We start from the raw sequence: 25,128 nt of genomic DNA on the forward strand, positions 1-25,128 counted from the left end.
CGGATTTATTTAATCGACCCATCTGGAGTTTTTTAAATTTAATATTTAAATAAATCTGCCCCTTTTACGTCAATACATACGAGAGAAATGCTCATCAATAGAACTTCCAGACCAAAAACTCACATCTGAAAATTCCAGACTATCAGAAACAACAACTATCCCCCTAAGCTCAAAAGGAATATCTTCTATACCAGCCTTAACGCTAGGGATTAAGTAGCGAAAATAGTCCCCCATTTTAGACTCTCCATCATAACCGGAAGGGAAGTCCTCCCCAGACACACTACCTTCTATAGCATGGTATATATAGACACCTTTAATTGCTGGAAGGTTATATTCTGTCAGCCTGGCTTGGAGTGAAGATCGATCCGCTATCCATCGTTCCACTTCAGCCCTAGAGTCTAGGTGACGATATGCACAGGCAGAGTATAAATCAAGAATTGTTTTACCGTTTTTAGCTTTCGGATATTCTTCGTAATCACCAGACTCTTCCCACAAGTACTCACTTAAGCTATCAAGCTTCTGCTCCACAGCTGTAACTTCCAACAAAACCTTTGGTAACGATCCAAAACAGTTATTCACCATGACGGCAATAGCACCGGCTTTGTCCATCGCAAACCAAGTAACAATTTCTCCAAATCCTGGAACCCATTGTTCATCAATAACCATCATTTATTCCCCGGCCAAGTCACCTTACAATTCGGGCATGTTTCTATAACTGCTTTAGGGGTGTATCCACCTTCATCCCTGATGGTTTTAGGACGTAAAGCCTGTGTGAATTTGATATTTTCTGGATTCCCTCCTGACCTGACAAGCTTATCTACTGCTGATACCTCTGCACATGCACCAGCAGAATTCCTGCAAAAACTTGTTAATTCACCTATTTTCACACCAAGCTTGCTCTCAACGTAGCTAACTGTGCGAGGATCCAAGCTCTCAGCGGTTACCTTACCGGTGCTGCTACCAACAGCAATTTTACCGGTCATAGGGTCATAAGCCCCGATCATCGTGGCGACCTTAGAAGCCTGAGTATTGCTAGGAAATGCAAAGATCGCATCTAAAAGCTCTTTGCTTGCCTGGTCCGCAAGCTCATCTTTTGCTGGTACACGCAGTATATTTTTATCAAAAACGCTACCGCCCTCCCCGGCTATTTGTAACGTAGGGGGTGATCGGTCAGCAACGGATGCTTTGCCAATGCCTGAAGCGTTAGTATTCCTTACACCCGGCAAGCCCAAACTCGCCATCCCTGCAACGCCTAAGAGGATGTTGCCAGCGGCATTCCACGTATCGCCATTAATCGCTTGGTTTGCACCATAACCGGCCTGAAGCACACCGTTCGCCGCAGCAGCAATTCGAATCGATGCCCCTAACGGCCCTGTAAGGCCATAAATCGCTGGTCCACCGATGTTCGCGAGCCCTTGCTGCTCATTGTTGATTTGCAAATAGCCTTTAGCATCTCGGTATGTCAGCTCGTTCGAGCTTTTGTCTCTGCTCCACATCAACTGGTCTAAAGGACCAAGCCCAGCTCGGACTGAGTCCGCGTAGGCATTTTTCGCGTCGGTGGTACCCGCGTAGGAATACTCATAGTTCGGCGTAGGCCCATTTTTCATCAGATTTGCCACGTCTGACTTTGCCTGCTGTTCGCCATGCAGAGTCAGTTGTTCATAGGTGTAGACCTGCAGGTAAGCGTTTAGCTCTGTTACGTCAGCCGCAGAGAGCGAGTAGGGGTCTTTTCTGTAAGCCGCCAGCAGGTTATCGCTACGCTGATCGGCCCCTTCCAGGCTTACCAGTTTTTGAGCAGCACTAATTCCTCGATCTTTCTCAAATGCCTCCCGAGCCCTATCCCGCTCAGGACCGGAATGATCGCCAAGAAAGTTGTACTGGGTAGCATTCTTGGCAATCCAACTGCCTTTTTCCAACTGACTGGCATCAACATCACCTTGTGCCGCCGCAGCTAAAACACCAACAATTTGCGAGCTCATGGTCAACAGGCCTTCATTGCCCTTGACCAAGTTATTCAGATCAACGACCAGCGCCTCAGAGGCACCTGCCGCTAGCGCACCCGTCTTGAAATCGCCGCCGGTTGCTTCGGCTAGCAGTCCTCCGACCATGGCGTGGATCGCGATTTTTTGTACAGAGCCATCGGCATATACACCCTTGGTGTAATCGCCCACTGCATTGAAGCTGGCAGCCGCCAACGTATTGAACAGCGCCCCTTTCAAGGCTTCGCTTGCACTTCCCCCTTGCCCCAATGCTTTGCTAAGAAGTGTGGATGTTCCTGCCTGTAAGGTTTGGTTAGCCGCAAACTGGCCTACTCCTGTCCATGTATTCAGCGGAGGGCCGACGACTTTGCCACCCGCCGAAGTCCATTCCGTATGAGTTCCTGTCCAGCCATCAAAATAGGCGGTAGTCAAGCCAGCGGTGGCACCCGCGATTGCATAGCCTTTGATGGCACTCGAGGAAGTCACATCCTTGAGCACAGCACCAAGGTTGCCTCGATTGTTAACCACACTGACCGTTGCATTCGTTGAAGCACCCGTCGCAACAGCGCCTGCGACGGCGCCGACAGTGCCGCCGCCTGCAGCGGCCGCTGCCATAGGCCCAACCACTGCTGCCATCACAATCGCAATAATGATCTGCGAAGCCGGCCCCAACCCCGAGTTGCTGTACTTGAAGCTGTCGTGGATTTCCTTGACCTGACGCCAATCCACATCACCGCGCTTTTCCGCTTCCTTGATCCACGCCAACTGCGGATCCGCCTTGACCATCGCATCAATGGACTGGCTAACGGTTTGCTGGTTAACCTGGTTGATGTCGATTTTCAAACCATCGACGGCTTTGATTGCCACGTTGCCTTCGGCAATCAACTGGCTCTGACGCAGGGTTTCATCAGTATTGCCCTTGCCTTTGGAAGACACCCAAAACGCATTGTTATTGGTCTTCTCATGGCTTTCCTGATGCAGGTCCTTTACCGCCTCAAAGGTGATGGCACCACCACTGTCCAGGGTGATGTCTTTTCCACTCTGAAGCTTGGCGAGCTGGTAAGTCTGATCACCACCACTCTTAAGCACGAGGTCACCACCGGTCTTGATTTCAGTACCGACGTTGGTCACGCGAGTCACTTCGTCACGCTGGGTCTTTTTGTTGCCCCAACCGCTGACCTTTTTCATGTCATACAACGTATGCGTACTGTTCTCAGCCGCCAGCAAATTCAACTTATCCCCGCTATACAGATAAGCCTCATTCCCCGCACTGATCTTGCTCGCCACCAGCGTAGTGTCGCGCCCGGCCTGGCTCGTAAAGTCCCTGCCCGCCGTCAGCACACTGGCCAACTGCGTAGTCTGCTCGTCCGCCGTCTTGATGCGTTTCTTGCCGTCCTTTTCCTTGCCTTCGACGTTGTGCACATCACTGACAGACGCCACGTTGAAATCGCGCCCGGCCTGAATGTTCAGGTCCTTACCCGCGGTGGCGTTGCTGCCGATGATGTTGACGTCTTGCCCCGCCACCATGCTCAGGTTGCCACCGGCCGTGACCGTGGCCGCTTGGTTTTTCACGTCGGTGGTGATGCTGGATTTGTGCCCGCCGTCGCTGAAGGCGTGGATCTCGCTGGTGTCGCTGACGGCGATCAGGTTGAGGTCGCGCCCGGCTTTCAGGTCGGCATCGCCGCCGGCGGTGAGTGCACCGTGGTTGGTGAGGTCGCGGCCAGCGTCGATGGCCAGGTTTTCGCGGGCGGTGATGGTGCCGGCGCTGCTGTCGGTGAGGGTGCGCATGCCGGCACCCTGGCGCACCTGGATGGCGGTGTTGTCGTTGGTGATGTCGCCCTTCAGGGTGGTGAGGCTGACCTGGGTGCCGCGTATCTCGCCAGCCATGGAATTGCGGATGCTGTCCTGGGCCAGCAGGCTGAGGTTGTTGCCGGCCTCGATCAGGCCGCCGGTGTAGAGGCTGCCGCTGCTGGCCACTGAGAGGTTGTTGCTGGCGCGCAGGGTGCCGACGTTGATCAGGTCGCCGCCGGTCATCAGGTTGAGGTCGCGGCCCTGGATCAGGCTGTTGCCGCGCACGTTGCGGGAGTCGGCCTGGGCCAGGTAGAGCACCGGCACGAGCACGGTCTGGCCGTCGACCACGCGGTTTTCCATCCACACGATGTCGTGGGTCAGGGCGCCGACTTGCTGGTCAGTGAGGGATACGCCGACGCTCAGGCGCAAGGCGTCCTTGCTGGCCAGGGCGTTGTCCATCAGGTAGCGGAACTGGTCGTAGTCGCTGGTCAGGCCACCGGCGAGGAAGCGTTGCCCGGTTTGCGCCAGCACCGCATCGCGGATCAGCCGTGACTCGTATTGCCCGTCACCCAGGCGACGCCAGGCGTTGTCGGGGCTGTAGCCGAGCTTGCCGAGCATGTAGTCGGAGCTGAAGAAGCCCGCCACAGTGGTGAGGTTCGGGTTGGTCTCGATCAGGTAGTGACTGGTGGGGTCGGCGTTTTTGATGAACAGGCCGTAGTCGCCCTTGGGCAACTGGAAGCCGGGCGCGGTGGTGGGGTCGACCGGGGTGAAGGACTCGCCGGTGTAGTCCACGGGTACGTAGCGGCCGTCGGGCGCGATGCTGGTCACCGGCAATACGCTGCTCGGCGCCTGGGCGGTGGCGTCGTTGACGTGCTTGCTCAGGTTGATGTTGATGCCGCCGACGGGGATGCCGGTCTGGTCGTCACCGAGGGTGCCGGTCAGTTGCTCCAGGGTGTTGGTGTGCAACGTGCCATTTTGCAGGGTGCGCGCAACGTTGAGGTTGACCGCGCCACCGGCCTGTATCGTCGCGGTGTAGCCTGGGCCGCCGTTGTCGGTCCAGGTGGTGACGTTGCTTTGCTCGGAGAAACGCCAGTCGCTCGACCGGGCCTTGAGCACCTCAAAGCGTGCTTCATCGAAATTACCCGCTGCCACTGCTGCGTTGAAGGCGGGTACGTCGATGTATTCCATCCGGTCCCACTCATCGGTGTCGATGCGCTGCGGGGTGCCGATGACGATGGTGTTCTGCCCGGTGCGAGTCGCGGCGCCCTGGTTGAGCAGGTCGTTGGCGGTGATGCTCAGGTTGCCATTCGCCGCCAGCAGGCTATAGCGGTTCTGGACGTTGTCGCCCTGGATCAGCAGGTCTTTGCCCGCCACCAGGCGCGCAGAGGCCGAGTCCTTGATCGCGGATTCAAGGTAGGTCTGGTTGATGGTGATTTGACCGCGCTTGAACGAGTCGTGCCCGCCGCAGTGCTGGCCGCACTGCCAATTGAGGCTGCCGGTGGTGATGGTCTGGCCCAACTCGAATTCAGCCTTGGCGTTTTCCACATTCCGCGCACTGATGCCGATATTGCCTTCGCTTTCAACCGTACCGGAAAGGTTGCTGAAGCCCGCCGCCATGCCGCCATCGAGCGCCGCGAAACTCAGGTTGCCCTTGCTGTAGACGTCGCCGTACAGGTTGCTGAAGCTGTTCCCGCGCAGGGTCAGATCGCCGCCGCTGAACAGCAGCGTGTCGGCGCTATTGCTGATGCCATTGCTGGCGCTGAGGTTGACGTTGCCTTGTGAACCGAGGGTGCCGCGGTTGTTGATGTGTGCGGCGGCAATGTCGAGTTGCTGGCGTGCGGTGAGGTAGCCGAGGTTATCCAGCGTACCGCCCAGGGTGATGCGGGTGGTGGTGCCGCCGGCCAAACGCCCGCCGTTCTGGCTGAGGTTGTTGGCGACCACGCTCAGTTTTTGCTGGGCCGAAAGGCGGCCACTGTTGGTCATGTCGCCGGTCAGGTTGACACTCAGGTCACCGTCGCTGAGCAACTCGCCCGCGTTATCCAGGCTGGCGATATCCAGGGTCAGACCCTTGGCGCTGGCCAGGCGGTCGCCGGCCTTGAGGCTCAGGCCCTGGGTGCTGGTGTAGTGCAAGGCTTCATTGAGTTGCACACGGCCGAGGCCATCGACCCGGCCGAACGACCAGTCGGCGGTGCCCAGGCCATTGATGCTGCCCTGGCTGCCGCTGAGGCTGCTGGTATTGAGGCTGAACACGCCGGTGCCAGCGTGCTGCAGTTGCCCGGCCTGGTTATTCAGATGCCCGGCGCTGAGGCTGAAGGCCTGGCTGCCGAATTCAAGAATGCCGTTCTGGTTATTCAGTTGGTCGGTGACCGTCAGCGTGCTGCTGGCGCCTTCCATCGCCCGCAGTTGGCCGCCCGCGCTGTTGTCGAGGTTGCCGCCATTGAAGGTCAGGCCCTGGTTGGACTCAATCAGGCCGCCTTGGTTGGTCAGTTGGGTACGCGAGGTCAGGCTGAGCTGATTGCCGCTGATCTGGCCGTTGGCGCTGTTGTCCAGGGTGGCGCCGGAGACGGTGACGTGCTCCTTGCCGAACAGTTTGCCGCCCCGGTTGGTCAAGGCCTCGACCGTCAGTTGCAGGTCGCTCTTCAAGGCGGTCAACGCGCCGGCCTTGGTACCGTCTTGGCTGTTGTCGACGCTGTCGGCTGTCACCGTCAAGCTGTCGCCTTGCACGGTGCCGCCCTGGTTGTTCAAGGTGCCCAGCGTCAGGTCGACCGCCGCACCACCGCTGAGGATCATGCCCTGGCGATTGCTCAGGTCCTGGCCGCGGTAGCTCACGCCCTGATTGCCGGCCAGGAGTTGGCCCTGGTCGTTGTCGAGGGTTTGCGCCGCGATATCCAGGCGCTTGCCCCGCAAGGTGCCGCCCTGGTTGTCGAGGGTGGTCAAGGCCTTGACCAGCACACTGCGTTCGGCGGCGTCGATCACGCCGTTGGTGTTGGTCAGCAGGTTGCTGATGTTGAGGGTGATGTCGCCGTCATTGCTGACCAGCGCGCCCTTGCTGCTGTTGTCGAGGTCTTGCGCGGTGACAGTGAGGGCCTTGCCGAGCAGGATCCCGGCGCTGTTGCCCAGGCGCTTGCCGGTCAGCAGCAGGTCACCCTCACTTTGAATACGGCCCTGGGTGTTGAGCAATTGGTCGTTCAGCACCACGCTCACACCCGGCACACCACCGGCCAGCAACCCGGCACTGCGGTTGTCGAGGCTGCCGGCGCGGACGTCCAGTTGGTCACCGACGATACGCCCGGCGCGGTTGTCGATCTGCCCGCTTCGCGCATCCAGCAGCAACTGCTTGCCGATGATGGCGCCGCCCTGGTTATCCAGGCTCGCGGCGTGCAGTTCGATGTCGCCCTGGGCGGCCTGCAAGTGACCTTTGGCGTTGTTCAACTGTTGGGCGACGGTCAAGGTCAACTTGCCGGCATCCGCGCTGAGTACACCTGCGTCGTTGTTGCTGAGGCTGCCGAGGGTAGCGGTGAGTTGACCACCCACCAGCTTGCCGTCCTGGTTGGCGACGTCACCGGCGCGCAGGTTCAAGTCAGTGCCAGCCTGGGCATGACCCTGGCTGTTGTTGAAGGTGTTGGTGACGGTGAGGTTGAGCGCGCCTTTCTCGGCACTGATCAAGCCCTTGGCACTGTTGTCGAGGCGGGCGGCGTTGACCGTCACGGCGTCGGCAACCAGGAAACCGTTCTGGTTGTTGATTGTGTCCGCTGTTACACCGAGGTTGCCCGCGACAATCTGCCCGCCGGTGTTATTCAGCGTGCCGCTGTTGAGCGTCAAGCTGCCGCCCGCGACCTGGATATGGCCCTGGCGGTTATCCAGCGAATCGGTTTGCAGCGTTGCCGCCTGATCGGCACCGAAGCGAATCAGCCCGCCGAGGTTGACGATGGCCGGCGCGTTGATCGCCAGCGCTTGCTCGCCATACACCCGCGCGGTGGCGCCCTGGTTGGTCAGTCTGGCACTGTTCAGCGTGACGGTTTTACCCTGGATCACTGCGCCCTGGTTGTTCAGTTCCCGGGTGGCCGTGGCGCTCAGCGAGCGGCTGGCCAGGACGTTGCCGCTGGTGTTCAGGGTTTGCGTATTCACCACCACATCGCCGGTGGCATTGCGGCTGTTATCGGCCTGCACGCCTGCTTCGATGATGCCCGGGTTGGTGACGGTGGTGGCGTTGAGTTCGATGCGTTGGCCAGCGGCCAGGCTCTTTTGGTTGACCAGTTCTTCAGCACTGCTCACCTGCACATTGCCGGCGGCGTAGACCTTGTCGGTCAGGTTCACGTTCTGCGCGGTGACCTTGAGGTTACCGGTGGTCGCCGTCTGCGCCATGCTCAGGCGCCCGTTGGCATCCAGCTGGATGTCGCCGCCACTGGCGGCCAGCGTACCGTCGAGCTTCACACCCACGCCGGCTTCGGTGCCCACCAGTTTGATCGCACCGGCGTACATACCGCCCAGCGCCGAGGAGTCGATGGCCAGCTCGGGCTTGGCACTGCCGTCATCGGCGCGCGCGGTGGCTTTCAGGCTGTTGGCATCGACGTCGTTACGCCCGGCAATGACGGTCAATTCTCGTGCGTTGATCTGCGCATTGATCTTGGCCGAGCGGGTGATGATTTCGAAGCGGTCGACGTTGCTGGCATTCAAGCCTTCGCCGTCGATGGTCACGGCGCCGCCGTCAACCTGGTAGCGCTGCAACTGGCCGCTGGCGTCGAGCACCGGTTTGCCGGTGGTGAGGGTCACGTTGGGGGTGTTGATAAAGCCGCAACCGCTGCACGTGACGCCGTACGGGTTGGCGACGATAACCTTGGCCGACTGGCCCGCCACTTCGGTGTAGCCGCGCAGTTGGCTGGGGCTGCCGCCGTTGACTTCGTTGAGGATGACGCTGGCCGCGCCGCCCTTGAGGTTGGGGTTGCCGACGATGTAGCCACCCAGCTGGGTGTTCGTCATGGGGCCGTTGGCGTTGTTGAGGATCACGCCGTTGGGGCCGACGTTGTAGTCCTTGAATTGGTTATGGGACAAGCCACTGCCATTGGGGGTGGCGATGTTCACCACCGGTACGCCATTGCCGGCCTGGCCGACGGTGGTGCCCGGCGCACTGACCACAATGCCTCCGGCCTGGGCCAGCAGCGGCTGCCAGAACAGCGCGTTGGCCAGGATCAGCACCAAACCGCGCTTGGGAAGGCCGAAGAACGAGTCTCGCGGTTTCAGCGCAGCAGAAGGTTGGCGGGCCAGGAAGGCAAAGTGGCGAACATCCATTGTCATATTCTCGATGTAACGGGGCGTTGAATTACAGGAAGAAATCCATGCGGAAGTAGATCGGCGCTTCGCGCTCGCTCATCACTGCCGGGCGTTCCAGGGAATGGGCAAAGGTCACGCTGGTGCTGACGTATTTGCCACGGGCGAACAGCTCCAACGAGTTGCTCGAGACCCGGCCATGCACTTCACCGTTATAGCGGTCGTTGCTGATCACACCCTGGTCGTAGCCGACGCTGGCGCCGTATTCGGCAAAGGCCGGGCGCATCCAGTCCCAGGTCACCGGGCGCGCCCAGCGCACGTCGTTGCGCCAGTAGCCGCCGCTGTCGCCGGTGAGCTGCTGGTCTTTGAAACCGCGCACCGAGGCCGAGCCGCCGAGGCTCATGCGCTGGGGGCTGAACAGAATGTCTTCACTGCGTTGGCCGGTGGCCAGGCTGGAGAAACTGAACGACTCACCCCATAGCGTGAATGGCTGCAAGTAGCTGACGGTGGCGGTGTATTTGCGGTAGCGCGCGTTGGGCAGGCGATTGCCGTACTGATCGCGCTCGTTTTCAGCTTGGGCATCGAAGGCGCCGATACCGTTCTGCATGCCCAGGTCGAGGTTGACGAAGGCATTGCCGATGCGGCGACCGTGGTTGATGCCCAGTTGCAGCTCGCTGAGGCGGTTGCTGCTGGTTTCGAGGTGAGCGTCGTTGATGTAGTTGTTAGTGCGCAGGTGGGCCAGGCCGACGTTGACCGAGGTCTTGCTGACGTCGTCGCGATGGATCACGCGCTCGGCGCGCAACTGGTGGTTTTCGTTGTCGCCAGATTGCTTGAACTTGAAGGTGTCGGCGTAACCCAGAGCGCGGTAATCACTCTCGCTGTAGGTGTAGCTGAAGTTCCACCAGCCCCACGGCACGTTGTAGTAGAGCATGGTGTTTTTCGAGGTTTTCTGATGGTCGCTGACGCCATCGTGGCCACCGCGCAACACCAACTGGTCGGCCAGGCCCAGGGGGCTGTCCCACTCAAGGCCGGCGCCCCACTGCTGTTCGCCGGTGCTTTTCTGCCCGTCGTTGTTGCGCGACAGGCTGGCGCGCCAGGGCTTTTGCGGGACGTTCTTGACCTGCACTTCACTGCCGCCCACCTGGCTGCCGGGGGTCAGTTCCATTTGCGCCTGCTTGGACGGCAAGCGATTCAACTGGTCCACCAACTGCTCGATTTCCCGCAGGTTGAGCTGCTCGCCGACCTTGCCGGGGAAGGCCATGGCCAGCTCGCGCGGGGACAGGTTGCTGCCGTCGGCGCCCTTCAAGCCTTCGAGCTTGCCTTCCACCACCAACACCTGGAGGTGGCCGGTGGAAAGGTCCTGCTGCGGCAAGTAAGCACGGCTGGTAACCATGCCTTTGTCGATGTAGTAGTCGGTGATCGACTTGAGCACTTGGTTGAGCTGGGAGACGCCCAGGCACTGGCCGATATACGGCTTGAGCAGGCGCTCGCGGTCCGGTGCAGGCAGGCTGTCGGCACCCTTGAGTTCGATGTCTTTGATCGGGAAGCAACGGGTGTCGGCCGGGGTGGCAGGCGCTTGGGGCTTGACTTCTTTGCCGGGCAGTTCCTTGAGGTCTTCAAGGCGCCGGCGCTGTTCTTCCAGCAGACGGTTTTGCCGGTCGCGGATCAGGTCCTGGTCGCCAGGCGTAGGCGCCGCCACCGCACTATTGAGTGCGAAGCAAGTCAGCAGGCAAACGCCCAGCAGCAGCCGAGTCCGTGGCAATAATAAAGACATGTTCGATCCGTCGAAAAAGCGGGGGCCGGCAAACTAACATCGAACTTCCGGTGGGCCAAGATTCTGGCTTAGTGGGAAGTTATGTTTAACAGGCATATAAGTTGCTGATTATTAACAATAAATAAATCATGCAACGTTTAATTGCTTGCAATTGGAATTTTTATTCCGACAAGCGGTAACAGTTTTGATACACCTCCAATGATGGCGCTTACAATTGCCATTACTTGGCCATCAATGCGGTATCAAGACTGGTTAGTAGCCAAAAGATGAGAAAAGTTCGCGGTTATTTTGTGAATTGGATCCCATTTTTCGATATCCCGGTTAACCAACCTCCTTGGTCCGCTCCTGCCCCGCCACCAACTTCAACCCTGGCCGCTCCACATGCCGGGACACATGGGCTGTCACTTCCTGCACGCCCCCTTCGTGGTCGTTATGAATCACCAACACACCCGGGCGGCGCAGTTGCTCCAGGTCACCTTCCCCCAGGCTGAAGCTGTCGCTCAAATGCTGGTCGCTCAAGGCCTTGGCCGCCGAGCGCCGCTGGGCAAAGTGCTTGCCACGTCGCTGCTGGTAGCGTGCCCAACTGATCAGCACCACCGCGTTGAACACGGCAATCCACAGGTAGATCTGCAAGGTATCCAGCGCCGCGAAAATCGGCGCATCGATCCGCGGGCCGCCGTGGCTGTCGAGCATCGGCACCAGCCCGCGCACCAGCAGGATAATCAGCCCGGCCCAGGCCAGCAGGGTCAGGAATACGTCGATGGCCCACATCACCGGGCGCTGTTGGGTTCGGATCAGATTCATGGCTGCACATCCGTAGTGGGGGCTTTGATTCCGCGATCCGGGCTGACCCAGCGCGCGCGTTTCTGGTGTTGGCGGAACAGCACTTTGGGGAAGCTGACCAGGGTGGTGAATAGGCTCACCAACCAGAACACCAGCGGGTACCAGACGGTCCAGAACAGGGTTTTCCACAGGCCCTTTTCATAGCGCCGGTCGATCATGATGCTCACCGCGAACTGCACCAGGCACACCACCGCCAGCAGCAGGCCGGTGAAGGCCGGCGGCATCAGCGAGTCGACGGCGATGGCGGCGGGCAGCGTCACCACTTTGCCCACGGCCCAGAAAATCACCGAGAGCAAAAAGGTGAAGGCCCAACCGGTGGACAGGCAGTACTCGAACAGCAGCGGCCACAGGTAGCGATGGCGCCATTGCCAGATGCCACGAATATTTTTGAACAGCACTTCAGCGCCGCCCTGGGCCCAGCGCAGGCGTTGCTTCCACAGGCCGCCGAGGGTTTCCGGCATCAGGATCCAGCACAGCGCGCGAGGCTCGTAGAAGATGCTCCAGTGGTCCAGTTGCAGCTTCCAGCTCACGTCGATGTCTTCGGTGATCATGTCGGTGCTCCAGTAGTCGACCCGGTCCAGGGCCGCCCGCCGAAACGCCACCACCACGCCGGAGACGGTGAAGATCCGCCCGAAGACCCGCTGGGTGCGCTTGATCAAGCCGATGATCGAAGAGAACTCGCCCACCTGCACCCGGCCGATCAAGGTGGAGCGCGTGCGAATGCGCGGGTTGCCGGTGACCGCCCCCAGGCGCGGGTTGTCGAGCATCGGCGCCACCAGGTACGCCGCGGTGTTCGGCGAGAGCAACGCATCGCCGTCGATGCACACCAGGTATTCGCTGCGCGCTGCTACCGCGCCCATGCGCAAGGCCACAGCCTTGCCCTGGTTTTGCGCCAGGTGCAGCACCCGCAGGCGCGGCTCTTTCAGGGCCAACGCATCGAGCACGGCGGCGGTGTTGTCGCTGGAGCCATCGTTGATCGCGATCACTTCGATGTTGCGGTATTGCTGGGCCAACGCGGCGCCGATGGTCTCGGCGGCGTTGTCGCCTTCGTTGTAGCAAGGGATCAGGATCGAGATCAGCGGCTCACCGGCGAGTACCGGCGCGGGGGTGTCATCCGCCCACGGCCAGTGGCGCTCCCAGTGCAGCCAGAAGTACAGGCCGCCGGCGATCCACAAGCCGGACATGAACAGTGGATAGAAGAAGACGAAGTCCATCAGGAACTGCCCGGTGACCAGAAAGATCAGGCCCAGAGGCACACCCAATACCAGCGACAACACGATAAGCGCGAGGATTCTGTCGAACATGAGTCAAGGATTCCACTGGTTGGAAAGGGCCGGACGCACGGTTTTCAGATCCGGCGAATTCTCCAGGAAGTTGTCGGGGTAGTAGCCAAAACTGGTCACGCCTTGACGCTTGAGCACGCCCATCCACTCGGCCATTTGTGCGCCGGAAAGGTCCGGGGCGGCCTGGGTGCGCCAGTCCTTGGCCTGCAACTCGAAGACTGTGCGTTGCAGCGCGCCGGGGCGGGCCTTGACGGTGGCCACGAGTTTTTCCAGCCAGGCGTTGGAGCCCTTGAGGTCCTGGCCTTCCATCAGCGGCATGGCCATCGGCACAGTCCAGTCGTAGCTGGTGAGGAAGTCGTCGAGGTTCTGCGCGAACCAGGCTTCACTGCCCGGGTTGAGCATCGGTTCGGCGAAGATATTGCGTGCGGTCTGCACCTGCGGGCCGCGCAGCTTGCGGACCTTGGCCGTCAGCTCATGGGTGAAGTCGATCAGGTAGCGGCTCTTGAAACGCGTCCAGCGCTGCATCACCGCAGGGTCGGCGCGCAGGGCTTCGATGGTGTCCGGCAGGCCATTGGCGGCGTAGGCCTTGAGCGCCAGCGGGCTGGCGTCTTCGAAGTCCGACAGCACCGCGTCGTCGTGGAACAACACGCCGTCGATGGCACTGGTGCGCGCCAGGTCTTCGTAGATCTCACCGATGACCTGCCGCACTTTCGGATCGAACGGCGACAGGCGCTGGTACTGGTCCGGGTCGATGGCGACCTTGCCGGTTTGCGGGTCCCAACGGGTAACGCGGGGCAGCTTCGAATCGAGGGCGAAACTGAGCACCGGCATCCAGGCAAATACGTTCACGTGGGCCCGGGTGCGCAGTTGCCAGGTGACGCGGTTGAACAGGTCGGCGCGCACCGGCAAATGGCGGTTGGGGAAGTACAGCGAACGCACCAGGCCATCGCCCTTGGGGTCGGCGAAAGCCTGCAGGAACACGGTGCTGGCACCCATGTCGACCACACGCTGGATCAGTTTGTCGAGGTTGCGCACCTGCTGTTCCGGGTCCGGGTCGTAGACGTTGTCCAGGTCCACATGCAGCACCCGCAGCGGGGCTTCAGTCTGGGTCGCGACGATGGCGTTGGCGTAGTGTTCGCCGTCCGGGTCGGAGGCCACCAGGAAGCGCGGGCTGCTCATCAGGTTGCCGAGGCTGTCGAGACCGTCTTCCAGGGTCAGGGCCATCTGGTAACCCTGCTCGCCCACCACCGCCAGCGAGGTGCCATCGGCAGCGCCGTAAGGCCACACCCACACGCGCGGCGCCTTGCCGGTGACGGCGCGGATCTTGTTGGAGATCGCCGTCACGTCGGTGCGCATCCGCGCCTGAAACTGGGCTTCGGTTTCGTAGCGATGGGTCGCCGGGTCAAAGCGTCGGGTGGTGGCGGCCGGTTGCAGGTTGCCCTGTGGGTTGGCCAGCACGCCCTTGTGATTGGCGTCGGTGTGCGCGGCGATTTCCACCAGGCCGGACTGGGCGATTTCGCGCACCTGCTGCCAGGTCAGGAAGTCCGAACGCGGGCGTGGTGTGCCGGCGAAGTCCACCGGCTGGTTCAGCGGCGTATCCACCCACGAACCCACCGGCGCCAGCAGCGCGTGCCAGTTGTAGCTGCGCAGGATCGGCATCACACGGGTGTAGAAGCTCGCGTAGCCGTCATCGAAGCTGAGCATGATCGCCTTCGCCGGCAACTCCGGGCCGCCGTTGCGGGCCGCCAAAATCTGGTCGACGGTGACGGGCTGGTAGCCGTTTTCCCGCAGCCACGCCAACTGCTCGATCAAACGTTCGGTGCGCACGGCCACGACAGCCTGATCGGGGTCGCGGTCCTCGATGTCGTGGTAGGCGATACCGAGGAAATGGTTCTTCGGCCACGCCGCTTCGCTGGCAGGCTTGAGCCGCTCGGCGGGTGGAGTGAAAGGTGCGGGTTGCTGGGCGCAAGCGCTGCTCAGCATTAACCCCAGGGCCAACAGGCAACGGGACAAGACGGGCATGATCGGACTCTTCTAGAAGCGGTAGGTGAGGTCGACGATCAGGCGCAGGTCGCTTTCGCGCTCACCGTCATAAGGTCGGCTGATCCAGCTGAGGTTGGCGCCGGTTTCGAGCACGTCGTTCCAGCGAAACCGCTGGCCGTAGCCCACCAGTGCAACGCCGCCGGTACCGTAGTCGCGCTGACTGTAGGTGCCCGCCCCCACCTGGAACTGCTGGCTCCACAGTGTTTCGTAGCGGTGGTAGAGCACGTGGTTGACGGTGGCCGTGGGCAGCACGCTGAAGTCCGAGCGCGGGTTGAAGTACGGCGTGTCTTCCTTGGTGTTGCGGCTGGTGCCGACTTCCAGGCCCAGGTCGACTTGCACCCCCGGCGAGCTGTACACGCCCTGGCGACCGGTGAGCAGTGCTTCGAGACGGTTGTTGCCGTCGCTGAAATGGGACGGGCTCAGGGCCAGTTTCCATTCGCGGCTTTCGTTGGCGCGCCAGCGGATAAACCCGCTGCCGCCGTTGGCAGTAATGTCGGCATTCAGTGCCCGCAGCGGGGTGCTCGCGGAGAGGTAGTCGAGACTGCCGCCGTACTGCCATTGGTCATTGATATCCCGGGCAATCGCGATGCGCGCGCCCTGCTTGTCGCCAAAGCCGTAGGAGTGGTTGGAGACCTCGGCTTCGAGGGTCATGTCGCGGGTGCGCCGCTCTACACCAAGGCGCTGCCAACGGTGTTGGCCGGTGCCTTCTTCGAAATCGGCGGTGGCGTAGCCGGCCCCGCCGAAGACGCGCCAGTCTTCATCGATGGGCGGGCTGTAGAGCAAGGTTTCGATGCCAAAGTCGCGGCTGCCGGACACCGCGCCCGCGCCGTTATCGCCGCCGCCGTTGCTTTTGCCGGTGTAGGCCTCGACGCGCAATTCGGCCATGTCGTGCACATCCCGCAGGCGCCTGAGGCGCTGTACCTGGCGGTTGTCCGGGGCGCGGTCGACCACGTCATCGGTGAGTGCATCGAGCTGACGCCATTCCTGCAGATCGAGGGCAGTGTGGCCTTGGGAAACCTCCAGGCCGATGTCGCGCGGGGCCTGGGCTTCGGTTTCCTTGAGGGTGTTTTCGGCGCGCCGTGGCCAGTCGCGGGCACGGTACATATCGGCCTGGGCCAGGCGCAGGCCGATATTGCCCGGGGCCTGTTGCACCAGGGCTTCCAGGCCTTTTTCGCTGGCGGGCAGGTCGGCGCCATAGGTGCCGGCCTGGGCGGCCAATTGTTGGGCGTCCATCCAGGCGTCGTTGGGGTTGCCGATGGGCAAGCCCTTGAGCTCGACCCGGGGTTTCTGGGTGCTCGCCAGGTTGTCGGCGACTTCGCGAGCTTCCACCACTTGATCGTTTTCGAGCAGGGCGTAGAACAGCGCGGTGCTGTCTTCGACGTGATCGCCGGCGTCCGCATCGCTTGCCGCCAGGGCCTGGCGATACAGCGGCGCGGCCTTTTCCGGCTGGCGCTGGTCGAGGTAGGCGGCAGCGACCCAGCGCAGGGCGTAGGTCGGCAGTTGCACGCCTTCGCCCTTCAAGACTTCGTAATCGCGGATCACCTCGGCGGTGCGCGCCCGGGCTTTCAGCGCGCCCAGACGGTCGATGCGCCAGCGCACCACGTCATCATGGGCGTTGGCATCCGGTGTCCAGGTGGTGAGCAGTTGGTCGTAATCCTTGAGGGCACGGTCGGCGATGACGTAGCGCTCTTTTTCACTGCGGGTCGCGAACTCGGCCATGCGCACGCGCTCGGCGGCCAGGTCGCCTTCGAGGCGGCGTTGGGTGACCGGGTCCAACAGGCCAGGGCGCCGGGCAGCGAGGCGCAGGGCCGGTTCCGGCAGGCGCGCACGTTGCAGGGCGACGATGTATTCGCGGGCGACTTCAGGTTTGTTGCCGGCACGCATGAACGCCTGGTCGAATTCGAACAGCGCGTCATAGGTAGAACCGGCACGGGTCAGTGCGTAACCCAGGGCCATGCGGCGGTCGGCGTCGTCGGGCTTGGCGGCCACCAGGGCGCGGGTGCGCTGCACCGCTTCAGCGGTCTGGCCGGCGTCCGCCTGGGTCAGGGCCAGGCCGAGTTGCAGGTCCGGGTTATTCGGCTCGCGCAGCAACGCCTGGCGATACACGGCAATCGCCGGTTCCCAACGCTGCTGGTTGCGATAGGTGCGGGCGACGGTGGCCAGCGCCTGGGTGGTGAGGGTGCGTGAGCGGCCCTGGGCCTCGTAGACCGTCAGCACCTCGGCGTCCTGGCGCGCCCAGCTGGCAATCAACAGGTGATCGCTGACCTGCCCCGGCGTCTGGCGCTCGGCGGGCATTTGGCGCAACAGGTTGAGGGCCGGACCATAGTTGCCACTGCGGGCCTGATTGATCAGCGAATCATAGGCCGCATCGGCCGATGCCACGACGGGCCAGAGCAGTTGGCTGCACAGGGCCAGGCGGATAAACGGATGAATATTACGCGACATGTCGTCAGCTTCCTCACCAGGGAAAGCTGTAGCGATAAGTTCACCTGCACGACACTCCAGGCGGCCGGCATCTGATGACGCGGCCAAGCTTTCCCGGGGCGCAATATCCTTGAGGGGGGTACAAAAAAGGCCAATTCAGAACAATTGTTCAGAATTGGCCTACATCACTTTGAGCCGAGTCTTATTGAGCGCCGCTGACCGCGCCGAACTTGCCCAGCACAAAACCAATGAATTGCTCGACGGTCATTTTCTGGCCGTTGAAGGTCACTTCATTGTTGGCGTAGTGCAGCTTGGACACGATATCGGTACCCACCAGGGTCGCCAGTTGAGTACCTACGGCCATGCCGCTGATCATCTCGCTGGCCATCTGGGATTGCTGCTCGATGGCTTTCGGGTCGGTCACACCACCAATCTGCGCCTGCAGGCCGGCAACGTCCTGGATCATCGGCTTGGACAGGGTGAGGTTGGCGTCCAGCAACGCAACGATTTGCTTGCCCAGTTCAACCGGCGGCAGGTCCATGCTCGACGGCTTGGCGAAGTCCGCCACCAGGTTGAAGCGGCTCTCGCCATTGGTGGTTTTCAGCGACAGGTTTTCTACCGCCACTTGCGGCTTGGCAGCCAGCAGTTGGTCGACGTTGGCCTGGGCCAGGGTCTGCTCGGCTTCGGTCAATTGCAACTCAGGCACGGGCTGGCCAGCAGCGGCAGCGGCCTGGGCCGGCTGTACTTTTTCCTGGTAGAGCTTGGTCAGTACCAGCATCGACGGGATGTCGACGTTCTTCATGCTGACGGCCATGGCCGCCGAGCCCACGGGCTTGCCCTGATAACCGATCTCGTCGATCTTGTAGTCGACGCGGCCGGCCAGGTTGTTGTCCTTGGTTTCGCTGCTGTCTTTCTGCTCAAAGTTCTTGAGAGTCAGCACTGCTTGCTGCGGGCCGAAGGTGACCTTGGTGTTGGTCAGCTCGACGGTGTTTTGCCCGGTGTAGAAACCGAAGGTGGTTTTTTCCAGGTTGCTGGCGATGGTCAGGCCGCTCAGCTCCGCATCCAGCTTGGCGTTGTTGGCATCGACAACCGAGACCTTGAGGCTGTCCATGTAGCCGCTGGCCTTGACCTTCTTGCCTTCGGCGGTGGAGTCGAAGTCGAGGTTGGCGCCGGAGAAGCTCACGGCCGACTTGTCGTCCTTGAGTTCCAGGGGCAGCAGTTCAACGTTGCCGGTCACCGAGCGGTCATAGCCGATGTTGGCCACGCCTTTGAGGGGCGACACGTCCTTGCTGGCAGCGAACCATTTTTCGGTGGTGGGGTTTTTCTCGAGTTCGTAGTGACTGGTGGCCATGACCGGCAGCCACTTCAGCGACACCAGGCGCGAGAACGGCAGCGGGCCGTGTTCGATATGGTCGACGAACAGCAGTTCGGTGTCCTGATGATTTTCGCCGAACACCGCGCCCTGGGCCTTGAGGCGATAGTGGGCGGTGCTGCTGAACAGCTGACGGTCGAGGGAGACCAGTTCGAGGGTCACAGTGCCGTCGACACCGGCCATGGAGGTCTGCAGTTCCTTGTTGGCGTCCTGGATGGCGGTTTGCAGCACCGGCTCCAGTTGCTTGCCGGTGTACCAGGCACCGCCTGCGCTGATTGCACCAATGGCGACGACGATACCCAAGAGAACGACTGCTGGCTTATTCATGTAGTGACCTGATCAAATCCTGTGAAGTGGGCTGTCTTCCCTGAACCCCGAAGGGTGTCGGCTCAAGCCCGCCGAAATCCGGGGAAGATTAGCATTGGCTGGCGTATGCAGCCCAATTTTTCAATAGGCGCAGACTTCAGCGCTGAACGGTAAAGTGCCTTCGCGAGCAAGCCCGCTCCCACATTCGACTGCATTCCAAAGATGGAACTCGATCGAATGTGGGAGCGGGCTTGCTCGCGAAGGCGTCAGTACAGACACCACAGATATCAGGAATACTCGGTTTCGATCTCATCAAGTTGATGGTCGAAGCTCTTCAGCCGTGCCGTCCACGTATACACCAGCACCTCAAACTCACGGTGAATCACCGCATTGCCCGGCGTATCCGACTTGGGATCATAAAAATCCAGCTGGTAACGCTCTCGCGCCATCGCAGTGGCCACATCGGATAATTCCCGGGCGTTATTCAGCCAATGCCGTCCGTCGGCGACTTGCCGATCAAGCATCACGCACTGTTTTTTCAGGGCTTCGAGGCTTTTTTCCAGCGGTGTGCCGGTCAGTTCGCCCATGACTTCCTGGAAGGTGCGCCCCGGCTGCCAGTAGCTGCCCCAGAAGTAGCGGTCGAACACCGTCTCGACCCGGCGCAGGGCAACCTTGGTGTCCCAGATCGCCACGCGGGTCTTGCCTTGTTCGAGCAGTCTTCGCTTGATTCGCTGGCCCTGGTAGGAGGCCCAGGCCACCACGCCGATGGACAGCACCGCGATCAGCGCGCTGGCGCTGTCGAGGAACACCATGGCCTTGTCGATTTGATGGGCCAGCATGATGCCGTAGAAGTAAGTCGCCGATAGCAACACCAGTGCGAAGAACACGCACCAGAAAGCGGGAGCATAAGGGTTTTTCATTATTGGAATCCCCATGAGCAAACGCGAGCAGTGACCAGCGGACCATCACGTAAGTCCGCCTGTCAAAGCATAGCAATCAGCTCAGGGTTTGCTGGCTTGTGTGGCTTGCGTTCGTCCACTTTCCCAGCCGCCGCCCAGGGCCAGGAACAAATCGATCTGGCTCATGGCAACCTGGGTGTTCGCCGCGGCCAGTTGCGCCCGCACGTCGGTGTAGGTACGCGTGGCTTGCAGGTCGGCCAGGAACGACGCGCGGCCGGCCTGGAAGAACCGGTGCGTCTGCTCCGCCGCCTCTTTGGCCGACGCGCCGGCATCCGCCAGGGCATCGCGGCGTTGCAGTTGCGCGGTGTATTGCGCGAGGCCCGTCTGGGTTTCACGGATAGCGTTGAGCACCACCCCGTCGAAGTGCGCCAGGGCGCCCTGGGTCGCGGCTTCGGCTTCGTGGATGCGGGCGCGGGCGCCGTTGGTCGGCAGCGTCCAGCTGATCAGCGGGCCAAAGCCCCAACGGTTGGTGGCCGGCGTGCCGAGGTCATCCAGGATGCCGACGGTGCCCACGGTGGCGCCGATGCTGATGTCCGGGTACAGCGCGCCGGTGGCCACACCGATGCGCGCGGTGGCCGCCGCCAGTTGGCGTTCGGCCTGGCGCACGTCAGGGCGACGCTTGAGCAGCGTGGCGCCATCGCCCACCGGCAACAACTGCGCGATGTGCGGCAGCTCGGCGCATTGGGCAGTGCCGGCCGGCAGTTGATCCAGCGGCCTGGCCAGCAACATCGACAGGCGGAACAGCCCGGCCTGGCGCAGTGCTTCGTAGCGCGGCATTTCGGCGCGCAAGGATTTGTATTGGGTTTGCGAACGGGTGACCTGGGTTTCATCACCGCGCCCGGCATCCCGCAGGCGCTGGGTCAGGTGCGTGCTCTGGGCTTGCAGGTCGAGGGACTCGTTGGCGATCGCCAGCTCTTCGTTGGCCGCACACACCTGGGTGTAGGAGCGCACCACGTCCGCCACCAGCGTGATACGGGCGATATCGGACGCCGCCTGGGCCGCATCGGCAGTGGCCTGGAAGCTTTCAATGCCACGCTGCAAGGTGCCGAACAAATCGAATTGATAGGAGGTGCTGATACTGGCGCTGCCGATATTCGCCACCGGGACTTTTTCCGTCAGCAAATAGGCCTCACCCGATTCTTGCAGGCGCTGGGCTTCGGCCTTGGCGCCGGCACTCCAGCCGCCGGCCGATTCGGCTTGCTGCACCTGATAGCGCGAGCGCTGCAAGTTGGCCGCAGCCACCCGCAGGTCGGTGTTGGAGGCCATGGCCTGCTCCACCAGCTTATCCAGGCGCGGGTCCTGGTAGAGCTTCCACCAGTCCGCCGGTACCGGCGCCGACACCACATTGCTGCCCTCCCCGGCCAACTGGCCCTGAAGGTCACCGCGGTTCACGGCCGCCTTGTCCGGCAGTTTGTAATCGGGCCCCACCACTTGGCAGGCCGACAGCAACAACCCCAGCCCGGCGGTTGCTAAAAGCCGTTTCATGGCTTGTTCTCCGACTTGGGTTGGTCGTCGATGATCGACACGGTGGCGGTGCGCCCGGCAATCATGCGGAAGTCTGCCGGCACATCGTCAAACGCAATGCGCACCGGAATCCGCTGGGCCAGGCGCACCCAGCTGAACGCCGGGTTGACGTTGGGCAGCAGGTTGGAGCCGCTGGTGCGGTCACGGTCTTCGATACCGGCGACGATGCTCTGCACATGCCCGCGCAGGCGAGCGTTGTCGCCGATCACGCGGATGTCGACGCTCTGGCCGACGTGAATGCCGTCGAGCTTGGTCTCTTCAAAGTAGCCGTCGATGTGGAAGGAGTTGCTGTCCACCACCGACAACACCGGACGCCCGGCGGTCACGAACTCCTGGTTACGCGGCGCACGGTCGTTGATGTAGCCGTCCACCGGGCTGCGGATCACCGAGCGGTCCAGGTTGAGTTGCGCGGCATCCACCGCCACTTGCGACTCGGCCAGGGCCGATTGGGCACGGGCGACGCGGGACTGGCTTTCTTCCAGTTGCTCGCTGGCCACCAGGTTGCCGAGGCCACGGTTACGCTTGTTCTCGCGCACGGCCTGGGCCAGGGTTTCCTGACGGTCGGCCACGGCGGCCTGGGCCTGGCGCAGGGCCAGCTTGAAACGGTCCTGGTCGACGGAGAACAGCACCTGGCCGCGCACCACCAACTGGTTGTCGCGCACGTCCACTTGCTGGATCAGCCCGGACACGTCCGGGGCGATCTGCACGATGTCGGCACGGATGTGGCCGTCACGGGTCCACGGCGCGAACATGTAGTACATCACCATGCGCCACACCACGACGCAGGCGAAGGTCACCACCAGTAACGTCAGGACTACACGGCCAATGGTCAAAAAAGGTTTTTTCATGTCATGAGGTATCGACTGAGTGAATCCACTGCGCCCAGCAACAGAGCGTAGAGACCCACATTGAACAATGCCCGGTGCCAGACCAGGCGATAGAAGTGGACGCGGGTCAACAGCCCGTGCACCACCAGGTACAACACATACGTAATGCCCATCAGCACCAGCAACGTGGGCAGGAACACCCCGCTGATATCCAGATCACCGATCATAAAGGCGCTCCATCGGGTAACGGCGCTTCCATCTCTGTGCCGCCAAGAAATTCCACGCCGGGCAACAGCGCCAGGCGCAAGCCGCTGAGGGCGTGCAACAAATGCAGGCGGGTTTCGTCCTCGCCTTGCAGGCCCTGGCCGTTGAGGGCGCGGCGGGTACGGTCGAGGGTCATCAGCAGACCGCTGGGGGCCGGCAGACGTTCACCGGCCTTGAGGCAGGCCTTGAAGTAACCGCCGACGCCTTCCACCACCTGGTTCAACAACACCCGCGGCACCCCGAGGATGCGCGGCGAGTACGCCAGCAGGTCCAGCAGGTTCAGCGCCACCCGCACTTCGCGCAGGGCGATGCCGGTGTCCTGGCCGGTCATGGCCAGGCGCGGCAGGTGTTGCATCAGGCGGTCGAGCATTTGCACGCCCATCTTGCGGTGTTCGGCCAGGGTCGCAGGCTCGGTCAGGGTGACGATGTCGCGCCAGCTGAAACGGGTCAGGCGCTTGGCCGCAAGCTCAGCGCCGAACGGCCGGGCAATCAGGGTCCAGACAAAGGCGAACAACAGGCCTACCGGGCCCGCCAGGTTGGAGTTGGCAAAGGCCAGGAAGTCCGCGTCGTAGGCACCCTGGATGCTGATGAACGACGAGGTGTTGACCAGCGTCAGCAGCATGCCGAGGTAGAAACGCGGCTGTACCGTCAGCGTGCCGATGCAGATAAAGGGCACCGAAAACGCCAGCACCAGCATCGGGAAATCGTGCAGGTTGGGCAGCACCAGAAACAGGTAGAGGCTGGCGAACAGCACCGACATCGCGGTCCAGAAAAAGAACCGGTAGATCTGCGGCGCCGGGTCGTCCATGGAGGCGAAGAAGCTGCAGGCCACCGCCGCGAGGATCACCGCGCTGCCACCGTCGGTCCAGCCCAGCAGGATCCACAACACCGAGGCGACGATGATCGCGGTGACGGTGGAAAACGCCGAGTAGAACATCAGGCCACGGTCGAGGAATGGCGTCAGCCGGCCCAGGCGCCAGTGGCGGTAAACTGCGCGCCAGCTGTCCTGGCTTTCGCACTGGATGGCGGCTTGCAGGCTGCGGCAGTCTTGCCACAGATCCACCCACTCGCCCAGGCGATACAGGGCGTTGGAGAACAGCAACTGATGGCGGTCATCCAGGGCGTCGGCATCGGGTTGCAGGGCTTCGATCTGGTCACGCAGAACACGCCAGCGTTCGAGGGGCGCATCCTTTTGCGTGCTGGCCAGCCACTCGTTGGCGGCGGTCAGCAGCGGCGTGAAGCGCTCGAGCAATTCCGGCGCGCGGTGTTCCAGCGCGTACACAGCGTCGTCCAGTGCGTCGATCACCGGCAGCAGGTGGATCATCCGCCCGCGCAGCTCCTTTGTATTGCGCACCGTTTGCGGCCGGGAGCCCTCGTGGGGCAGTTGGCCGATCATCAATTCCAGGGTGTTGAAGGTAGCGACCATGCCGCCGCGCAGGGTGCTGATTTCCTCGGGTTGCACGTTGCGGCTGAGGAAGCGCTGGCTGTAGATCTGGGCGTCGGCAAACCACTTGCTCACCGAGTCATCGAACACCGGCGCCAGGCGTCGCGGCCAGAACATCGCCCCCACCACCGCCGCCACGGCGATGCCGAGGAAGATCTCTTCGGTCCGCGCTTCGGCCACATCCCACACCGCCAGCGGGTTATCCACCACCGGCAGGGCGATCAGCGGCAAGGTGTAGCCGGCCAGCATCAGCGCATAGCTGTTGGCGGTGCGCAGGTGCAGGGACAGGAACAGCAGAATCCCGGTCCACAGCGCGATCACCACCACCAACACGTAAGGCGTCTGCACAAACATCGGCACAAAAAACACCGCAGCGGCCGCGCCCATGAAGGTACCGACCGCCCGGTACAGCGCCTTGGAGCTGGTAGGGCCGACAAACGGGCTGGACACGATATACACCGTGGCCATCGCCCAATACGGACGCGGCATTTGCATCAGCATGGCGATGTACAACGCGATCATTGAAGCGGCGAATGTCCTTACGCCATAGAACCAATCCCTGGCCGGCGGCATGCCGGTAAAAAATCCGTTCAAGAACTCACAACCATGGGATGTTGATTGGCACCTTCGAAGGCCCGCAGTACACGCAAAGCAGCTTCCAGGTCATCGGGGTCGATTGTCGCCAGCACCTCGCGGCGCAGGCGCACCAGTTGCTGTTCCACTGCCTGCACCAGCTCGCGGCCACGCGCGGTGAGGCTCAAGGCCTTGGCGCGGCGGTCGTGGATGTCTTCGGTGCGGCACACATAGCCAGAACTGCACAGCTGATCCAACAGGCGCACCAGGGACGGGCTTTCCATCCCGGCGGCCTGGGCCACCTTGACCTGATGCACACCGTCGCCGAGGCGGCCGATCATCAGCAGCGGCACGGCGCAGGCTTCGGAGATGCCATAGCTGACGAGCGTGGTCTGGCAGATTTTGCGCCAGGTCCTGGCACCTACCACCATGCTGCTGCTGATGTTCATCTGGA

14 protein-coding genes are annotated in these 25,128 nt (G+C 61.7%); all 14 read right to left on the reverse strand.

All coding sequences use genetic code 11. The features are described from left to right. Window positions 1-69: 69 nt before the first annotated feature. The 14 genes from HX815_RS04090 to HX815_RS04155 all read right to left on the reverse strand — a co-directional run bounded on the left by HX815_RS04090 (window position 70) and on the right by HX815_RS04155 (window position 25,123). The gene (locus HX815_RS04090) at window positions 70-666 is read right to left on the reverse strand and encodes a hypothetical protein (protein WP_023659327.1); all 597 of its coding nucleotides are present in this window, start codon (window positions 664-666) and stop codon (window positions 70-72) included. After that, a complete protein-coding gene (locus tag HX815_RS04095) occupies window positions 666-9,059 on the reverse strand; it encodes a DUF637 domain-containing protein (protein WP_256351037.1) in 8,394 nt (2,797 codons plus the stop codon). Before HX815_RS04095 ends, HX815_RS04090 begins: the two co-directional genes overlap by 1 nt. Before the next feature lie 31 nt (window positions 9,060-9,090). Next, the gene (locus tag HX815_RS04100) at window positions 9,091-10,812 is read right to left on the reverse strand and encodes a ShlB/FhaC/HecB family hemolysin secretion/activation protein (protein ID WP_177027839.1); all 1,722 of its coding nucleotides are present in this window, start codon (window positions 10,810-10,812) and stop codon (window positions 9,091-9,093) included. 321 nt (window positions 10,813-11,133) lie between these two features. Beyond that, window positions 11,134-11,616: a poly-beta-1,6-N-acetyl-D-glucosamine biosynthesis protein PgaD gene (gene pgaD, locus HX815_RS04105; RefSeq protein WP_003218178.1), complete on the reverse strand. Its 483-nt coding sequence runs from the start codon at window positions 11,614-11,616 to the stop codon at window positions 11,134-11,136. Then, window positions 11,613-12,959, reverse strand: a complete 1,347-nt coding sequence (gene pgaC, locus HX815_RS04110; protein WP_003218180.1) for a poly-beta-1,6-N-acetyl-D-glucosamine synthase — start codon at window positions 12,957-12,959, stop codon at window positions 11,613-11,615. Before pgaC ends, pgaD begins: the two co-directional genes overlap by 4 nt. A 3-nt stretch (window positions 12,960-12,962) precedes the next feature. Then, complete coding sequence (gene pgaB / locus HX815_RS04115) at window positions 12,963-14,960, reverse strand: poly-beta-1,6-N-acetyl-D-glucosamine N-deacetylase PgaB (protein WP_177027840.1); 1,998 nt, start codon at window positions 14,958-14,960, stop codon at window positions 12,963-12,965. Window positions 14,961-14,972: 12 nt separating this feature from the next. After that, entirely contained in the window at window positions 14,973-17,426 is a 2,454-nt protein-coding gene (gene pgaA, locus HX815_RS04120; RefSeq protein ID WP_177027841.1) for a poly-beta-1,6 N-acetyl-D-glucosamine export porin PgaA, read from the reverse strand. Between the two features lie 181 nt (window positions 17,427-17,607). After that, window positions 17,608-19,104: a YdgA family protein gene (locus HX815_RS04125; protein WP_087693604.1), complete on the reverse strand. Its 1,497-nt coding sequence runs from the start codon at window positions 19,102-19,104 to the stop codon at window positions 17,608-17,610. A gap of 266 nt (window positions 19,105-19,370) precedes the next feature. Next, on the reverse strand, window positions 19,371-20,003 hold the full coding sequence (locus HX815_RS04130) for a hypothetical protein (RefSeq protein WP_003218188.1): 633 nt from the start codon (window positions 20,001-20,003) through the stop codon (window positions 19,371-19,373). Window positions 20,004-20,084: 81 nt separating this feature from the next. Next, entirely contained in the window at window positions 20,085-21,527 is a 1,443-nt protein-coding gene (locus tag HX815_RS04135) for an efflux transporter outer membrane subunit (protein WP_177027842.1), read from the reverse strand. After that, entirely contained in the window at window positions 21,524-22,414 is an 891-nt protein-coding gene (locus tag HX815_RS04140; protein WP_003218191.1) for an efflux RND transporter periplasmic adaptor subunit, read from the reverse strand. The genes HX815_RS04135 and HX815_RS04140 overlap by 4 nt, the downstream gene beginning before the upstream one ends. Further along, on the reverse strand, window positions 22,411-22,620 hold the full coding sequence (locus HX815_RS04145; RefSeq protein WP_003218193.1) for a DUF1656 domain-containing protein: 210 nt from the start codon (window positions 22,618-22,620) through the stop codon (window positions 22,411-22,413). The genes HX815_RS04140 and HX815_RS04145 overlap by 4 nt, the downstream gene beginning before the upstream one ends. Further along, window positions 22,617-24,695 carry an FUSC family protein gene (locus HX815_RS04150; RefSeq protein WP_177027843.1) on the reverse strand — a complete coding sequence of 693 codons (2,079 nt, stop codon included), beginning with the start codon at window positions 24,693-24,695 and terminating at the stop codon, window positions 22,617-22,619. Before HX815_RS04150 ends, HX815_RS04145 begins: the two co-directional genes overlap by 4 nt. Continuing rightward, a complete protein-coding gene (locus HX815_RS04155; RefSeq protein ID WP_008433651.1) occupies window positions 24,692-25,123 on the reverse strand; it encodes a MarR family winged helix-turn-helix transcriptional regulator in 432 nt (143 codons plus the stop codon). Before HX815_RS04155 ends, HX815_RS04150 begins: the two co-directional genes overlap by 4 nt. Between the last annotated feature and the right edge of the window lie 5 nt (window positions 25,124-25,128).

This window comes from Pseudomonas sp. E6002 (assembly GCF_013385565.1).
Taxonomy (GTDB): Bacteria; Pseudomonadota; Gammaproteobacteria; order Pseudomonadales; family Pseudomonadaceae; genus Aquipseudomonas.

Excerpts from the sequence above, each read along its gene's own strand:
- HX815_RS04090 (WP_023659327.1), bottom strand. The coding sequence starts at position 666 with ATGGTTATTGATGAACAATGGGTTCCAGGATTTGGAGAAATTGTTACT.
- HX815_RS04095 (WP_256351037.1), bottom strand. The coding sequence starts at position 9,059 with ATGGATGTTCGCCACTTTGCCTTCCTGGCCCGCCAACCTTCTGCTGCG.
- HX815_RS04100 (WP_177027839.1), bottom strand. The coding sequence starts at position 10,812 with ATGTCTTTATTATTGCCACGGACTCGGCTGCTGCTGGGCGTTTGCCTG.
- pgaD (WP_003218178.1), bottom strand. The coding sequence starts at position 11,616 with ATGAATCTGATCCGAACCCAACAGCGCCCGGTGATGTGGGCCATCGAC.
- pgaC (WP_003218180.1), bottom strand. The coding sequence starts at position 12,959 with ATGTTCGACAGAATCCTCGCGCTTATCGTGTTGTCGCTGGTATTGGGT.
- pgaB (WP_177027840.1), bottom strand. The coding sequence starts at position 14,960 with ATGCCCGTCTTGTCCCGTTGCCTGTTGGCCCTGGGGTTAATGCTGAGC.
- pgaA (WP_177027841.1), bottom strand. The coding sequence starts at position 17,426 with ATGTCGCGTAATATTCATCCGTTTATCCGCCTGGCCCTGTGCAGCCAA.
- HX815_RS04125 (WP_087693604.1), bottom strand. The coding sequence starts at position 19,104 with ATGAATAAGCCAGCAGTCGTTCTCTTGGGTATCGTCGTCGCCATTGGT.
- HX815_RS04130 (WP_003218188.1), bottom strand. The coding sequence starts at position 20,003 with ATGAAAAACCCTTATGCTCCCGCTTTCTGGTGCGTGTTCTTCGCACTG.
- HX815_RS04135 (WP_177027842.1), bottom strand. The coding sequence starts at position 21,527 with ATGAAACGGCTTTTAGCAACCGCCGGGCTGGGGTTGTTGCTGTCGGCC.
- HX815_RS04140 (WP_003218191.1), bottom strand. The coding sequence starts at position 22,414 with ATGAAAAAACCTTTTTTGACCATTGGCCGTGTAGTCCTGACGTTACTG.
- HX815_RS04145 (WP_003218193.1), bottom strand. The coding sequence starts at position 22,620 with ATGATCGGTGATCTGGATATCAGCGGGGTGTTCCTGCCCACGTTGCTG.
- HX815_RS04155 (WP_008433651.1), bottom strand. The coding sequence starts at position 25,123 with ATGAACATCAGCAGCAGCATGGTGGTAGGTGCCAGGACCTGGCGCAAA.